We start from the raw sequence: 15,161 nt of genomic DNA on the forward strand, positions 1-15,161 counted from the left end.
TGTTGGTTCTATTTAAAATCATTACGATTATCACTCATTTTATAACCAGAGGCTTCGAGTATGAAATTAGTAATTGGAGTAGGATCCTGTAAACTATGCGGATGGTGGTTTATACCAGTTTTGTGTATTACTTTAATGTTCCCTCCGGCAGCCAGAATCCTTTGTTCGAAAGGGCCGGTATTTTCGGCAACAGGTACCACATCATCTGCATCCCCCACTACATGTAACATCGAAAAACCTAGTTTGGCAATCTTTTCGGCATGATTTAAAGGACTATTGTTGAAATTTAAAGCTTGTTCTTCTGTTAGCTGGTAATCGTTCTTAAAATCTGCCCATGACTGTTCTGCTCCATTATTTCTTTTGCCTCCGGGCCAGCTTTTCAAATCAAGAACTGGTGCATCGGCATAAATACAAGCCACTTTATCTGGGTTAGCCAAAGCCCAATTATAGATGTATACACCTCCTCTGCTCATGCCTTCTAAAGCTACATTTTCCGAAAGACCAGATTGATGCATCAAAAGGTAAAATTTGTTCCACAACTCAATAGCTTCGGTATTGCCAAACAGCTCCGCAACATCACAATATACCACATGAAAGCCTCTCTCCAACAGGGATACATCGGTCTGTGGTTCGTGCCCCCAAAAGCGTGCCCTCCATACCCATGGATTACCTTTTGCAGCTTTTTTCGGTTTAACAACTTTGCAATTCCTGTCGTTGAAAGTAAAATCGGCGCATTCAAAACCATAAAAGTTACTGACCTTTTTTTCTTCTCTGATTTCTGAAAAGATATCGATTTTTTTACTTTTGCTTTGCTTAAATGTTTCATATAACCGTGAGGCAATCATAGAGGCACACAATGAAGAGGGATGTATTTTATCTGGAAACAGCTCTGGTTTATCAATAAATAAAGGATATAGATTGATTAATTCCAGTTTTTCGTCGAAAGCAACTTGCTGCATCATCGGAATAATATCTGCTAAAAGTTTTTTATTTGAAACAAGAGTACTATCTACAAGGAAAGTTGGAACCGGCAATAACAAAATGATTCGGGGTTGTGTAGGCAGCTGCTTAAAACCCTTAATCAGCGATTTATAATTGGCTTCAAACTCAACATAACTACTCCCCGCTGGTGATTTAATGCGTTTTACATCCAGGTTAATCACTACAATATCAGGCTTACCCGCCATCGCATCTGCTGTTGTTTTTGAATAAGCTTTATCATTCGACAAATTAGTAGCGCTATCGGTAAAGTTCATTACTTGATATCCATGCCCCAACATCTTCTGCAATTCTGCCGGATAATCATTTTTATCATGATCAGCTAAACCAATGCAGGCCACCCAAACCTTACGTTGTGCGGAAACAGCTGTACAAATGCTTAAAAGCAGTAAAAATAGGATAGTAAGCTTTTTTTTCATTTATAATTCTCGTATTTACTTCAACGTTTAGTCTTTAGAATTCTTAATACATCTTTACAAGTGGGGAATAATTCAAACAACCTTGAGAGATATTTTAAACAATTTTTATTGGTTTCTTCCATTAGGGAGATGGATCCACCAAAAATTTGTATAGATATATTCCATAATCATATTTTATTCAATTAAAATTATGGGATGAAAATCTAAGATATAAAAGAAAGGCTTAATAGCAAAATATAAAGCCACCACAAGTAATTGATGCCAGTAAATCCAAGCAAAAAACCTATAGCCATAAAAAAACACCCAGTCCCATTTTACAAGGATACTGAGTGTTTTTTCAATTGATCTATTTTATCTGATTAAAGTTTAGAAAGTAAAAGTTTTACCGAAGCCCGTTTTTGATAATTGGGATCGAAATGAACATATTTAATTTTCCCTGAGCGGTCGATAATATAGGTAGCCGGAACAGGTAAAATATGACGGTTATTTCCATTATTGGCCTCCAGATCTATTCCGTAACCTTTATATTTGGTAAAAGTTGCCTCATCCATCATAAAATTGACATTGTAGGCTTTCATAATTTCATCATCCTTATCCTGAAGAATTGAAAAACCAGCACTCGTTTTTTTGATGGTTTTATCGATATTTTCTTTCGTTTCGGGGGTAATGCCGATAACGTAGGCATCTTTTCCCTGCAATAAACTCAACGAATCCTGAAGCTCTTTAATATGTTTATTGCAATAGGGACACCACTGTCCACGGTAAAAAAACAGTACCACAGATTGATGTGCTTTCAAAACATCTTTCAAACTTACCGTTTTCCCATTCTGATCAATACCACTAAATATCGGAGCTTTACCCCCTTCTTTTAATCCTTTTTGTGCCTTTACCTGAAAGGATAAGGCTGCAATTAAGGTTACAAATAGTATAAGTCTTTTCATTTTATATTTATTTATAAAAGGCAGGAAAGATCAAACTTCCCTGCCCAGTTTTTTTACATTTTACTTTTCGACATTTTTCCTTTTGCCATTTTAGATTTTTCCATTTTGGCCTTTTTCATCGAATCGGTTTTCATTTTTTCCATCTTGTTATGCTCCATTTTGTCCATTTTCTTTTTGTCCATTTTGTCTTGTTTCATTTTAGACATCTTTTCCTGTAACGGACTGCTCACTGAAGCAAAACCTGGTAATGAAAGGCTAGCCACAACTAAAGCGGCCATAAACAATTTTCCTGCTGATTTTAAGATTTGATTTTTCATGTTATTATATGTTTTGTTTACCCCTTAGTCGAAACAAATCCGATAACCTTACAAGAAAAATTAATTTTTATTGATTTCTTTTTCAATCTGCTCTGTTAATGTTTTTTTAAAGGCCTCATCAAGTTTAAAGTCATCGTTTTGAAAGCCTACAAATATCTTATTGATCAATACACTTTGTTTCTGATAGATTTTACAGATCGAACAGCCTGTAAGATGCACATGTAATTGTAGTGTTTCGGCAGCTGTAATTTTTCCGGCAATTCTTTTTTCGATCAAGAAAGTAGCCTGTTTACAGTTATAGATGATGTTTTTTAGCGCGCTCGTCATATCAGTTCCAGTTTTTTTGAAGGCAGGCCCTCAGGTTAAGTTTTGTGCGGTGCATAATTACCCAGAAATTTGCGGCCGTGAGTTTAAGTTCGGTGCAGATCAGTTCGGAAGCCAGATCGTCCATGTGTTTCATCGAGAATACCGAAAACCATAATCCGGGCAGTTTGGCTAAACATTCATTTAATATGCTGCCCAGTTCTTTCATCATTAAAGGATTTTCTAACTCTAAACCAAAGGCCTGTGGACAGTATTTTTCATTCCAGTGTCCTGTTTCGGCATCAAAGAAATCTTGCTGTTCGCCTTCCGCATCTGTTAGCTTCAAATCGCTTAGCCCCCTGGAAGATTGTTTTCGGTAAAAATCGGCAATCTTGTTTTTAAGGATGGCCGTTAACCATGTTTTTTCCTCACTATTTCCCTCAAAACGGTCTAAACGCTGCAATCCAGCCAAAAAAGTATCCTGTACCAGATCTTTGGCCACATCCTCATCCCGCAATCTCGACATGGCAAAACCATAGAGGTAATCGGCATATTTTTCGACCCACATCAGTGGATCTGAGTGAAGACTTTTGGCCGCAAGGACTTTGTCTGTTTCGTTCTGCATTTTTTACGTATCTTATATAAATATAGTGCTTAATTGATTAGTCGCGGGGTAGGAAACTTCCTTACAAATTATTTTATTTTTTCTGTAAGGATTGCCAATTTCAACCGACTAAGCTTAAAATTGATGATCATGATCAGAAAAATAGCATTGCCCCTTTTGCTGATAAGCCTCTTCAGCCTTGCTTTTATTGCCGACAATAAAACTACACCAAAACCTCTTGCAAAAGCAGGTTTTGCAGTTGTAGAGCTTTTTACTTCAGAAGGTTGTTCGAGCTGCCCCCCTGCCGATGCATTGTTGGCCAAGATCGAAAAAGAAAGCCAGAACAAACCTATATACTTACTTGCCTTTCATGTAGATTATTGGGACAGGCTGGGCTGGAAAGATAGTTTTAGCAGTGCAAGGTTTTCTGCACGACAAAATCAATATGCGGATTGGCTTAATCTTAAAACCGTTTATACACCACAGGTTGTGGTAAATGGAAGCACAGAATTTGTAGGTTCGGAAGAAAACATACTTCGTAACAGCATTAAAACAGCACTAGCCAAACCAACTATCGGCAATTTAGCTGTTTCGACAAGCAAAATTGACAATGGTAAATTCACACTAAATTACAATACCGATCTGCCAACCGATGGTTATTCGCTGGCAGTGGCTTTGGTAATGGCAAAAGCGAGCAATCAGGTTTTAAAAGGGGAGAATAAAGGCAGGACCTTAAGCCATGTGCAAATTGTAACGCAGTTCGAAACCTTTGCCCTGGGCGGGAAAAGCAATGGCTTGGTAAATGTGCAAATCAGCAATTTGAACGGACAACAGCCCTCAGCACTCATCGCCTTTTTGCAAGACAATAAAACGGGTAAAATAACTGCGGCAACAAGTATAAGTAACCTGTTAAATTCAGAGTTAAGCCACAAATCTGAATGATCGCCTTTTGCGTTTGTACCCTAAAACAGCCCGAATCATGAAAGTAATTAAAGAAAAACATTCGCTTTTAATGCGGTGGACACATTGGGTTAATTTTCCTGTTCTGGTGGTAATGATCTGGAGCGGGCTTTTTATTTACTGGGCCAATGATGCCTATGGCATTTCAATTTTTGGTTACAGCCTCATCAAATTTTTTCCTGAATGGTTTTACGATTACTTTCACATTTCAGGGCGGCTTGCTGAAGGAATGGCCTTCCATTTTCTGTTCATGTGGTTCTTTTTTATTAACGGTCTGTTATACATTTTTTATACTGTTTTTTCGGGGGCCTGGCGCGAACTTTTGCCCAACAAACATTCTTTTAAAGAGGCCTGGCTGGTGTTGCTTCACGATCTCCATATCCGTAAAACTATTCCACCACAAAAGAAATATAACGCAGCACAGCGCATCGCCTATAGTGCCATTATATTGATGGGTATTGGCTCGGTAGTAACCGGTTTAGCCATTTACAAACCAGTACAATTTTACTGGCTTTGCTGGTTGTGTGGCGGTTATCATTTCGCCAGGATTCTACACTTTACCTTAACCATTGGCTATGTATTTTTCTTTTTAATCCACATTGTTCAGGTTGCGCTTGCCGGATGGAATAACTTCAGGGCGGTAGTGGCCGGATTTGAAGTGGCTGAAGAGCAGTCTCAGCTTAAACAAGAACCCTTAATACCTCAAAAAACCGAAGATCAGGATGAAAGTAAATCGTAAAAAGAAAGTTAAGGCTCCATTAACGGTTGAGCAGAAGATCAGGAGACGCACTTTTATATCATTTGGGGCATTCGCGGCGCTTGGCGCTGGTGCAGTTACCAGCTGGAATTGGCTTTTAGATGCGCCCGAAGAAACGCCAGGCATTACCGGCGGTACCCGTGTTCCATTACGCAGGGCACTGAATAAAACCGAACTCTTTTTCCGCAATTTCTTTAGCAACAAACACCTGGTTAAAACTTATCCGATAACAGATGCTGCTAAAACACCAAGAGTTAACAGTCTGATTGGTATTGAAGATGATGAGGATTTCGATATTAGCAATTGGAAACTCAAGGTTAAACTCAACAACCAGAAAAATCAATACATTAGTATCGAAGAAATAAAAGCATTGCCCAAAACAGAAATTGTTTATGATTTTAAATGTGTAGAGGGCTGGGACGAAATCCAACACTGGGCAGGTGTAAAACTAAGTGATTTTTTAGCACATTTTAAGCTTGAGGAAACAGCTCAAAAACATTATATGGGATTGGAAACACCCAATGGAGCATATTATGTAGGCTTGGAACGGGAAAGCATCTTGCATCCGCAAACGCTATTGGCTTATGAAATGAACGGCAAGCCGATCAGTATCGACCATGGCGCTCCTTTGAGGCTCATTGTGCCCGTTAAGTATGGCATTAAAAACCTGAAAAGAATCGGAACCATGAGTTTTAGCAACAGCAGACCGAAAGATTACTGGGCAGAACAAGGTTACGATTACTATTCAGGTTTATAAAAATTCCATTATTTTTTAAACTCGGGTTTTAAATATGCGCTCATATTTATTCTAAGTTTCATCACTTTAGGTACCGATACCCCTTGAATATACGAGTCGCCAGGATGGAGCTTATAATAATCCTGATGGTAATTTTCTGCCGGATAAAAAACCTTAATCGGCATTACCGCTGTTACAATTGCATCGGGATAATGATGGCTGCTATTTACCTTGGCAATTACGGCTTTCAATTCCTGTTGTTCTTCAGGCGTACGATAAAAAGCTACAGATCGGTAATCTTCACCTTCGTCGGGTCCTTGTCTGTTTAAGGTTGTAGGGTCGTGCGCGTAAAAAAAGGCTTCTGCCAGTTCGGTATAACTGATCACTTTAGGATCGTAATACACTTGTACAGATTCTGCATGCCCGGTGCGGTCGCTACAAACTTGTTCATAACTTGGGTTTTTAACCGTACCTCCGGCGTAACCTGATACCACTTCGTTCACTCCATTGAGCTCACTAAGTCCTTCTGAAAGCGCCCAAAAACACCCGCCGGCAAAGGTGGCTACTTTTTCTTGTGGTTTTGCAACCGGTAATTTCGCAAAGCTGTTGTCATTTTTATGGCTTTGACCATTGGCACAGGCGCTCAGAAAAACAAGTCCAAGCATCCATAATTTATTCTTCATCATGACCATAATTATTTAGCAGGAATAAATTTCAATGCATAAGAATTCATGCAGTACCGTTTACCAGTTGGCTCAGGTCCGTCATCAAATACGTGGCCCAAATGTAAACCTGTGCTGGCCTCTACCACTTCATCGCGCACCATACCATCAGAGGTATCGCTTACGATTTTAATGGCTTTCGGATCAATCGGCTTGAAAAAACTAGGCCAGCCTGTTCCAGATTCGAATTTGGTATCCGAAGTAAATAATGGTTTACCGGTTGCGGCGCTCACATAAGTCCCTTTTTTATGGTTGTTCCAGTATGGGTTTTTATAGGGCGTTTCCGTTCCGCTGTTCACCATAATTTCGTAGGCATTGGCAGAAAGTATCTTTTTCCAATAGACAGCAGGTTTAGCTTCTGGATATAAACTGGCTTTGCTGTCCATTTTTGTTCCAGTTGTTTTACCCTGGCTACAGGCGTTCAACGCGAGTGCCATGAGAGGTATCATCAATAATTTTAACTTTTTCATATTACATTAGTCGTATGGCAAGGAAAATCCTTACAAATGGGTTAAACTTAAAATTGAATACCTATCGGATCAACAAATGCTGGTGGAAAAAGAAAAAATTAAACGCTCTTTGGCACTTCAGGTTTTTCTTCTTCCTGGCCTGCTTTAAATTCTTTTATACCCTTACCCAGTCCTTTCATCAATTCAGGGATTTTTTTGCCGCCGAACAATAATAAAACAGCAACTCCAACAAGGATCATTTCAGGGCCTCCAAGCAAGGCAGCGATGGTTGTATTCAACATTTCGTTTTTAGTTTAAGTATATGTTACACTTACGCATAAACCAGGGCTTTGGTTCTCTGACCGTCACATTTAAAATAGTTTAAAAAAATCTGCTTCTATTTAAAGTAATTTTTAAAGTGGTACGTCTACTGCTGATAACGAACCTAAAACTTTTCATTATGATTGCCGTTTTCAAAACAAATGTATCTTCGGATAGCGAGTTAAATGAAATTAGCCCGCTGTTAAACAGTCGTTTCAAAGAAATTAAATGGAACATCGATCTATGGGACTCTGACAAGATCCTGAGGGTAGATTCGCCAAGAGATTGGACCAAAGAAATTACCGAACTCTTTAACAGTATCGGTTTGCGTTGTATAAATCTTGAAATTTTTCATTCGGAGCCTTTTTAAGTGAGTAAAAAAATGGCTTTTTTACGGGTTATCTATTTTCCAGTGGCGTCAGATATTACTATCTGACACTTAACCTCGCTTTCGGAGATAATGAGCATTTAGTTTACATTATCAGTCAGATGGTAACATCTGACTGATAATGTAAACCCATTAATTAAATTAGTGGTGTCAGATATTACTATCTGACACTGAATTTCATCTCTAATGAAAACGAATAAACATTTATTTAAGATTAAATTTACTGATTAGTCAGATGGCAACATCTGACTGCACAAATAAAATCCATTTTTCATCCCTAATACTTCTTTAAAGCGTACGTCTTTCCTCTCCTTTTAAACATTTGTAATAGATTATCATTAAATTGCATCATCTATTGCATCAATCCCTAATGAAAGAAATTACCGATATTATCAAAGCATACCATAAGGCAACGAAGGAAAAGAAGAAAACGGCTTTGGCTACGGTAGTTAAGGTAGAAGGCTCTTCTTATCGCAGGCCTGGCGCCAGGATGCTCATTACCGAAGATGGCCAGTTGACAGGTGCCATTAGTGGCGGTTGCCTGGAAGGCGATGCCCTCAGAAAAGCACTTTCGGCAATTGTACAACAAGAGAACAAACTGATTACTTACGATACTACAGACGAAGATGATGCCAAATTTGGTGTTCAGTTGGGTTGCAACGGTATTGTACATATCCTTTTCGAACCCATAATAGATGAGGATGACTTAAATCCAATAGCGATTTTAACTGCATTGCAAAGTACCAGAGCAAGTGCGGTATTGGTAACACTTTTTTCGCTAACAGATAAGCAACAATTGGGCACAAGCCTGTTATTTAAGCAGGCGAGCATCCGATCAAAAATACCAGTAATACTTAAAGATGAGATCATTAAAGATACCGAACAGGTTTTTATAAATAAAACCACTGCCTTTAAAGTTTACATGCGAGACAATCAACAAATCGATGCTTTTCTAGAGTTTATCCAACCACCAGTTTCATTAATTATAGCTGGTGCAGGCAATGATGCACAACCTTTAGCCGAAATGGCATACCTTTTAGGTTGGGAAGTAACCGTTGTTGATGGAAGACCTACCCACGCCACTGCACAGCGTTTCGCAAACGCTTTAAGCATTCTGGTTAGTAAACCTGAGAATGTAATGGCTCAAGTGCATATAGATGGGCAAACCGCTTTTGTACTGATGACACACAACTACAATTATGACCTTGAACTGCTTAAATATCTATTGGATACAGATGCCCCCTATATCGGAACGCTTGGCCCCAGAAAAAAACTGCTGAGGATGTTAGAGGAGCTGGAATTAGCAACACCTGAAAATGAAACACGTGTACATGGCCCCATCGGACTGGACATTGGTGCAGAAACTGCAGAAGAAATTGCCATTTCTATCCTTGCGGAGATCAAATCGGTTTTTACAGGTGCTTCGGCAAGTTTTTTAAAAGAGAAAAAGAATCCGATCCATGTTTACGGTCTAACAAATAACTAGATGAAAACGGCTATCATCATATTGGCAGCAGGCAACTCTTCTCGTTTGGGAAGAACAAAACAACTTTTAGATTATAAAGGGAAAACACTCTTGCAAACTGTGATAGATGAAGCCCTAAAAACAGATTGCAAACCAATAATCGTAGTTTTGGGTGCCAATGCGGACGAAATAGCGGCCAAACATGAAAATGATCAGGTCAGTTTCGTAATCAATGAAAATTGGGAAAGCGGAATGGCATCGAGCATTGTAGCCGGACTTTCAACCCTCATCAAAAAAAACAGCGAAATAGACAGTATCATTATTGCTGTTGCCGACCAGGTTTTTATAAAAATGATTAACTTTAAGAACTTAATTGAAAAGCAAATAGAAACCGGCAAAAACATCATCGCCAGTAAATATGCCGAAACGATTGGTACACCTGTTCTATTTAAGAAAGACTATTTCGAAACACTTTTATCGCTCAAAGGTACCGACGGAGCAAAAAAGATATTAAAACAATATCCCCAAGACCTTGAAACCGTAGCTTTTGAACAGGGAGAAATTGATATTGATACGGAGACAGATTACAACCATTTAATTAGCCAGCAATGATAGCAGATTCTTTCGGAAGAATACACGATTACCTGCGGATATCGCTCACCGATAACTGCAATTTTCGCTGCTTTTATTGCATGCCCGAAGAGGATTACGACTTCACTCCTGCTTCAAGGCTCATGCAAACCGATGAGATTATTAAACTGGCAGAAATTTTTGTGGCCAATGGCGTAAAAAAAATCAGGCTTACCGGTGGCGAACCTTTGGTAAGAAAAGATGCAGCCGAAATTATTGCGGCATTGGGTAAACTTCCGGTCGAATTGGTAATCACCACTAATGGAACCCGTATTGCCGAAATGCTGCCAACATTAATGGCGGCTGGCATTAAAACCATTAACATTAGCCTCGACACGCTACAGCCTGAAAAGTTTTTTATGATTACCCGACGGGATGTTTTCCATCAGGTACGCAGCAACATCGAATTACTTTTGCAGCACAAAATCAAGGTGAAAGTAAATATGGTGGTGATGAAAGGCCTTAACGATAATGAAATCAACGATTTTATCACCTGGACTAAACACACCCCCATTCAGATCAGGTTTATTGAGTTTATGCCCTTTAGTGGCAACAAATGGACGAGCAACAAAATGTTTTCTTTAGATGAAATACTAGCGGTAGTTGAAAAGGACTTTGCCGTGCTACCCCTTAAAGGAGAACCTCATGATACCGCCAAAAGTTTCATGATCCCCGGGCACGAAGGTTCTTTTGCCATCATCAGCACCATGACTAATCCCTTTTGCGATACCTGTAACCGCATGCGCTTAACGGCTGATGGCAAACTCAAGAACTGCCTGTTCTCTGATAGCGAAACTGATCTGCTTACAGCCATAAGGAATGATGAAGAAGTATTACCCTTGATCCAATCAGCTATTTGGAGTAAAAAGAAAGCATTGGGCGGTCAATTAGTACCTGATTTCGAAAAAATTGACATCACTACCATTCAAAACAGAAGTATGATTACTATTGGAGGATAAATTTTCATGATTAGCGTTAAAGAAGCAAAAGACCTCATTTCTCAACACATAACAGTACTAAGTCCCATTTCAATCGATTTGGCAAAAACATCAGGACATATTCTGGCTGCCGATATTTACGCACCATACGATATTCCGGCTTTTAGCCAATCCTCAATGGATGGTTATGCGATCAAGTTTGAAGATCATGAAAAAGAACTCTTGCTTATTGGTGAAATGGCCGCAGGAACAGCAAACAATATCACCATACAAAATGGCGAAACCAGTCGGATTTTTACAGGTGCCCCATTGCCCCAAGGGGCTGATACGGTGGTGATGCAAGAAAAAATTACGCGGTTAGAGGGAAAAATCACTATACAGGATCCAAATTTAAGACTGGCTTTGAATGTAAGGGATAAAGGTTCGGAAATTAAAGCCGGAGCCTTAGCCATGGAAAAAGGCAGTTTGCTTAGTCCCGCAGCCATCGGTTTTCTGGCTGGAATTGGCATTAACAATTTGAATGTTTATCCTATGCCAAAGGTTGCCATTATTGTAACGGGAAAAGAGTTACAACAGCCCGGAAAAATGCTTGAGTTTGGACAGGTATATGAATCAAATTCCTATTCCCTTTCCGCAGCGCTAAAACAGGAAGCCATTGCACAAATTTCTATTTATGAAGCAGATGATGATCTCGAAATCCTTAAAAACGTATTACAAAATGCAATAGCAAGCAGCGATGTAGTGCTGTTAACTGGCGGAGTAAGTGTGGGTGATTACGATTTTGTAATCGAAGCTGCTGCACATTGCGGCATTAAACAGATTTTCCATAAAGTAAAACAGAAACCTGGCAAACCATTGTTTTTCGGCACAAAGGATCAAAAACTGATCTTCGGACTTCCGGGCAACCCATCATCCGTGCTCAGCTGTTATTACAATTATGTATTGCCAGCCCTTAAATCTTTATCGTTAAAAAACAATAGTGTAAGGGAAGTCGAGGCCGAACTTAGCCACCCATATAGCAAACCTGCCGGACTGGCCCATTTCCTGAAAGGCAGATATGAAAACGGGAAAGTTACGCCACTAAGCGCACAGGAATCTTACCGATTGAGTTCATTTGCACAGGCCAATTGCCTGATCTGCCTTAACGAAACACAAGAACACTTCGAAAAGGGCGACACCTTAACGGTGATGATTTTACCAAACTAATGATGAAAGAAATCCTTGTCCTATCCGTTATAATTAGGTTGAACGATTTCATTAAAACAAGAAGTTTTGTAAAAGAATGGAGCAAAATCGGCATCTTAACGGTAAATTAGCCCCATGAAAATCGAAATGATCAGTTTTGGCCAGATTGCCGAGTTTATCAACAATCAAAAAATTGATGTTGATGGCATTGCTGATACCGATGCCTTTAAACAGTATCTCGAAAATCAGTTTCCAGCTTTAAAAAGCATGAAATATAAACTCGCGCTAAACAAAAACATCGTTCAGGAGAATACTGAAATTACCAACAATGCTACAATAGCAATAATGCCGCCTTTTTCTGGGGGATAAACCATATGAGCGCAGAGCGATATAACAGACAGATTATCCTTAAAGGATTCGGAGAGGAAGCACAGCAACTGCTTTTAAGGGCAAAAGTACTCGTAATCGGCGCCGGTGGTTTGGGCTGCCCCGCATTACAGTATCTCGCAGCAGCCGGAATCGGCCATATCGGTATTGTTGATGACGACACCATTTCTCTATCAAATTTGCACAGGCAAATCCTTTTTACCACGGCCGATATCGGGAAGTTAAAAGTGGAGGTTGCTGCAAAACGTTTGCAGGAAATGAATACCCAGATCGGGATTATCCGCCACCCGATCCGTTTGCAGAAAAACAATATTCTTGATATTGTATCCAGATACGATTACATATTGGATGGTACAGATAATTTCGAATCGAGATATCTGATTAACGATGCCTGTGCCCTACTTAACAAACCGCTCATATTTGCTGCAGTTTCGGGTTTCGAAGGTCAGCTGGCTATATTTAATGCACCCGATCACTTAACGCCCAGTACCAATTACCGCGATCTTTTCCCCGTTCCACCAGATAAGGGAGAAATACCAAATTGCGCTGAAAATGGCGTGATCGGTGTATTACCTGGCATATTGGGTACCATGGCCGCAGCAGAAACCATTAAACTCATTGCAAAAATCGGGCAGCCCCTCAGCAATAAAATATTAAATTATAATTTACTTACACAAGAACAATATACCATCAACATCAGTCGTGGTGAAGGTTATACCCTACCCAAAACTGTTGATGAATTTTTAAATATGGACTATCAGGATACGAGTGAAGGACCACAGGGATATATAGAAATTGACGCCAGTGAACTGGTAAAACTTCAGACTTTAGAATCGACCATTTTAATTGATGTGCGCGAAAGACATGAAGTACCTGTATTAGATAAACAGATATATACACAAGTGCCCATGTCGGAGTTTGGAGCCTTTATGAGCAAAGAGTTTTACCAAAAACACGTGGTTTTAATTTGCCAGCACGGAATCAGAAGTGTAGCTGCAGCAGAGGCATTACAAGAAAAATATGGCAATGCCAAAAAAATATACAGTTTAAAAGGTGGTATTGTAAAGTGGAGAGATCATTTTCTAAGATCGTAACATGGACGAAAAAAAGATAAAAAATATATTTGTAAACGGCCGGATCGAACCTGCGTTCATCGCCGATAGTATTGCCAAACACAGCAGTAAAACGGCTATTGGTGGCCACAGCATTTTTATGGGTCAGGTGAGAAAAGATGAAATTGAGGGCAAATTTGTTGCTGCGATAGCATATACCGCTTATGAAGACCTCGCACTCGAAAAAATGCACCAGATTAGGGAAGATATTTTTGCAAAATACCCGTTAAACTGCATGCACATTTACCACAGTTTGGGCATGGTAAAAACTGGCGAAATCTGTCTATTTGTTTTTACTTCCTCAGCGCACCGCAAACCTGCCATTGAAGCTTGCAGTGAAGTGGTAGACCGTTTAAAAGCAGAATTACCGATATGGGGCAAAGAGATATTCGAAGACGAAACACACCAGTGGAAAGAAAATACATAACATGGTAAATATTACAAAAAAGTCCAATACTTTAAGGATTGCTATTGCAACTGCTACCGTTAAGGTATCTAAGCAAGAAACTATTGATGCCATTGAACAACGCAAAATACCCAAAGGCGATGTATTTGAATTTGCCCGTGCAGCAGGTTTATTCGGTGTAAAAAAAACCAGCGATGTAATCCCTGATTGCCATCCCCTCCCAATAGAATATACTGCCATTACCTATGAAATTGCTGGTTTAAGCGTGATCATTACCGTTGAAGTACATACCATTTACAAAACAGGTGTAGAAGTTGAAGCGATGCACGGCGCATCAGTAACCGCTTTAACGATGTACGATATGCTGAAACCGATTGATAAGGGTGTTGAGATTGAAAATATCAGATTACTAAAAAAATCAGGCGGCAAATCAGACCTTAAAAATGCCAGATTCCCCGAAATAAAGGCGGCTGTTGTGGTCTGTTCGGATTCTGTTTTCGAAAATAAAACACAAGACAGTTCTGGCAAAGCAATTATCTCACGTTTAACACAATGGGACATCAATGCGGAGAAATACGAAATCGTACCAGATGAAGTGAATATCATCAGGGATAAAGCCATCGAATTAAGCAAAAGCGGTTATCAACTGATTATTTTTACCGGCGGAACAGGGCTTTCGCCACGGGATGTAACGCCTGAAGCCATTACACCTTTAATCGACCGGAATATTGAAGGTATCATGGAAACTGCCCGGCATTACGGACAAGAACGTATGCCTTATGCCATGCTTTCGCGCGGTGTAGCCGGTTTTATCGGAGAAACGCTGGTACTTACCTTCCCTGGCTCAAAAAGTGGTGTAGAAGAAAGTATGGATGCTTTATTTCCCCAGGTACTACATTTGTTTAAAGTGGTTAAGGGAGAGAAACATTAGATCGCTAATCGGGATTTGCAATCCTGTGTTTTAGAACTAAAGATTTTCGCTAGTCGGGATTTGCAATCCCGTCTTTGGAGCTAAGGATTTATAATCCTTAAAATGCTTTCGCTAGTCGGGATTTGCAATCCCGTCTTTAGAACTAAGGATTTATAATCCTTAAAATGCGGATTGAAAATCCGCAGTACGGA

At 39.6% G+C, this 15,161-nt stretch carries 20 protein-coding genes; 12 read left to right on the forward strand and 8 right to left on the reverse strand.

Annotation, left to right across the window (positions count from 1 at the left end):
* Positions 1-8 precede the first annotated feature (8 nt).
* From R2S57_RS28220 to R2S57_RS28240, 5 genes are all read right to left on the reverse strand, one after another.
* Positions 9-1,418 carry a prolyl oligopeptidase family serine peptidase gene (locus R2S57_RS28220; RefSeq protein WP_316848263.1) on the reverse strand — a complete coding sequence of 470 codons (1,410 nt, stop codon included), beginning with the start codon at positions 1,416-1,418 and terminating at the stop codon, positions 9-11.
* 359 nt (positions 1,419-1,777) lie between these two features.
* Entirely contained in the window at positions 1,778-2,359 is a 582-nt protein-coding gene (locus R2S57_RS28225) for a peroxiredoxin family protein (protein WP_316848264.1), read from the reverse strand.
* Positions 2,360-2,412: 53 nt separating this feature from the next.
* Positions 2,413-2,676, reverse strand: coding sequence for a hypothetical protein (locus R2S57_RS28230; protein WP_316848265.1), 264 nt, complete (start codon positions 2,674-2,676; stop codon positions 2,413-2,415).
* A gap of 60 nt (positions 2,677-2,736) precedes the next feature.
* A complete protein-coding gene (locus R2S57_RS28235; protein WP_316848266.1) occupies positions 2,737-3,003 on the reverse strand; it encodes a hypothetical protein in 267 nt (88 codons plus the stop codon).
* A gap of 1 nt (position 3,004) precedes the next feature.
* Entirely contained in the window at positions 3,005-3,604 is a 600-nt protein-coding gene (locus R2S57_RS28240) for a sigma-70 family RNA polymerase sigma factor (RefSeq protein WP_316848267.1), read from the reverse strand.
* Positions 3,605-3,733: 129 nt separating this feature from the next.
* Between R2S57_RS28240 and R2S57_RS28245 the strand changes: the two genes are divergently transcribed.
* Genes R2S57_RS28245 through R2S57_RS28255 form a run of 3 tightly spaced genes read left to right on the forward strand, consistent with a single transcriptional unit; the run spans position 3,734 to position 6,057 of the window.
* Positions 3,734-4,525 (forward strand): DUF1223 domain-containing protein, encoded by a 792-nt coding sequence (locus R2S57_RS28245; RefSeq protein ID WP_316848268.1) that lies wholly within the window; start codon positions 3,734-3,736, stop codon positions 4,523-4,525.
* Positions 4,526-4,562: 37 nt separating this feature from the next.
* Complete coding sequence (locus tag R2S57_RS28250; protein ID WP_316848269.1) at positions 4,563-5,282, forward strand: cytochrome b/b6 domain-containing protein; 720 nt, start codon at positions 4,563-4,565, stop codon at positions 5,280-5,282.
* Entirely contained in the window at positions 5,266-6,057 is a 792-nt protein-coding gene (locus R2S57_RS28255; RefSeq protein ID WP_316848270.1) for a molybdopterin-dependent oxidoreductase, read from the forward strand. Before R2S57_RS28250 ends, R2S57_RS28255 begins: the two co-directional genes overlap by 17 nt.
* A gap of 8 nt (positions 6,058-6,065) precedes the next feature.
* Here R2S57_RS28255 and msrA read toward each other — a convergent pair whose 3' ends face one another.
* From msrA to R2S57_RS28270, 3 genes are all read right to left on the reverse strand, one after another.
* Positions 6,066-6,722 carry a peptide-methionine (S)-S-oxide reductase MsrA gene (msrA, locus tag R2S57_RS28260; protein WP_316848271.1) on the reverse strand — a complete coding sequence of 219 codons (657 nt, stop codon included), beginning with the start codon at positions 6,720-6,722 and terminating at the stop codon, positions 6,066-6,068.
* An 8-nt stretch (positions 6,723-6,730) separates the two neighbouring features.
* A complete protein-coding gene (msrB, locus tag R2S57_RS28265; protein WP_316848272.1) occupies positions 6,731-7,228 on the reverse strand; it encodes a peptide-methionine (R)-S-oxide reductase MsrB in 498 nt (165 codons plus the stop codon).
* 98 nt (positions 7,229-7,326) lie between these two features.
* The gene (locus tag R2S57_RS28270; protein ID WP_316848273.1) at positions 7,327-7,509 is read right to left on the reverse strand and encodes a twin-arginine translocase TatA/TatE family subunit; all 183 of its coding nucleotides are present in this window, start codon (positions 7,507-7,509) and stop codon (positions 7,327-7,329) included.
* Positions 7,510-7,667: 158 nt separating this feature from the next.
* Between R2S57_RS28270 and R2S57_RS28275 the strand changes: the two genes are divergently transcribed.
* The 9 genes from R2S57_RS28275 to moaCB all read left to right on the forward strand — a co-directional run bounded on the left by R2S57_RS28275 (position 7,668) and on the right by moaCB (position 14,970).
* Entirely contained in the window at positions 7,668-7,898 is a 231-nt protein-coding gene (locus tag R2S57_RS28275) for a hypothetical protein (RefSeq protein WP_025142808.1), read from the forward strand.
* 388 nt (positions 7,899-8,286) lie between these two features.
* Positions 8,287-9,402, forward strand: a complete 1,116-nt coding sequence (locus R2S57_RS28280) for an XdhC/CoxI family protein (RefSeq protein WP_316848274.1) — start codon at positions 8,287-8,289, stop codon at positions 9,400-9,402.
* Positions 9,403-9,993: a nucleotidyltransferase family protein gene (locus R2S57_RS28285; protein WP_316848275.1), complete on the forward strand. Its 591-nt coding sequence runs from the start codon at positions 9,403-9,405 to the stop codon at positions 9,991-9,993.
* Positions 9,990-10,970, forward strand: coding sequence for a GTP 3',8-cyclase MoaA (moaA, locus tag R2S57_RS28290; RefSeq protein WP_316848276.1), 981 nt, complete (start codon positions 9,990-9,992; stop codon positions 10,968-10,970). The genes R2S57_RS28285 and moaA overlap by 4 nt, the downstream gene beginning before the upstream one ends.
* Before the next feature lie 6 nt (positions 10,971-10,976).
* Positions 10,977-12,155, forward strand: a complete 1,179-nt coding sequence (gene glp / locus R2S57_RS28295) for a gephyrin-like molybdotransferase Glp (protein ID WP_316848277.1) — start codon at positions 10,977-10,979, stop codon at positions 12,153-12,155.
* Positions 12,156-12,269: 114 nt separating this feature from the next.
* Entirely contained in the window at positions 12,270-12,503 is a 234-nt protein-coding gene (locus R2S57_RS28300; RefSeq protein ID WP_316848278.1) for a MoaD/ThiS family protein, read from the forward strand.
* A 5-nt stretch (positions 12,504-12,508) separates the two neighbouring features.
* A complete protein-coding gene (locus R2S57_RS28305; RefSeq protein WP_316848279.1) occupies positions 12,509-13,615 on the forward strand; it encodes a ThiF family adenylyltransferase in 1,107 nt (368 codons plus the stop codon).
* 1 nt (position 13,616) lies between these two features.
* Entirely contained in the window at positions 13,617-14,060 is a 444-nt protein-coding gene (locus R2S57_RS28310; protein WP_316848280.1) for a molybdenum cofactor biosynthesis protein MoaE, read from the forward strand.
* 1 nt (position 14,061) lies between these two features.
* The gene (moaCB, locus tag R2S57_RS28315; protein WP_316848281.1) at positions 14,062-14,970 is read left to right on the forward strand and encodes a bifunctional molybdenum cofactor biosynthesis protein MoaC/MoaB; all 909 of its coding nucleotides are present in this window, start codon (positions 14,062-14,064) and stop codon (positions 14,968-14,970) included.
* Positions 14,971-15,161 lie beyond the last annotated feature (191 nt).

This window comes from Pedobacter psychrodurus (assembly GCF_032678585.1).
In the GTDB taxonomy this organism is placed as follows: domain Bacteria; phylum Bacteroidota; class Bacteroidia; order Sphingobacteriales; family Sphingobacteriaceae; genus Pedobacter; species Pedobacter psychrodurus_A.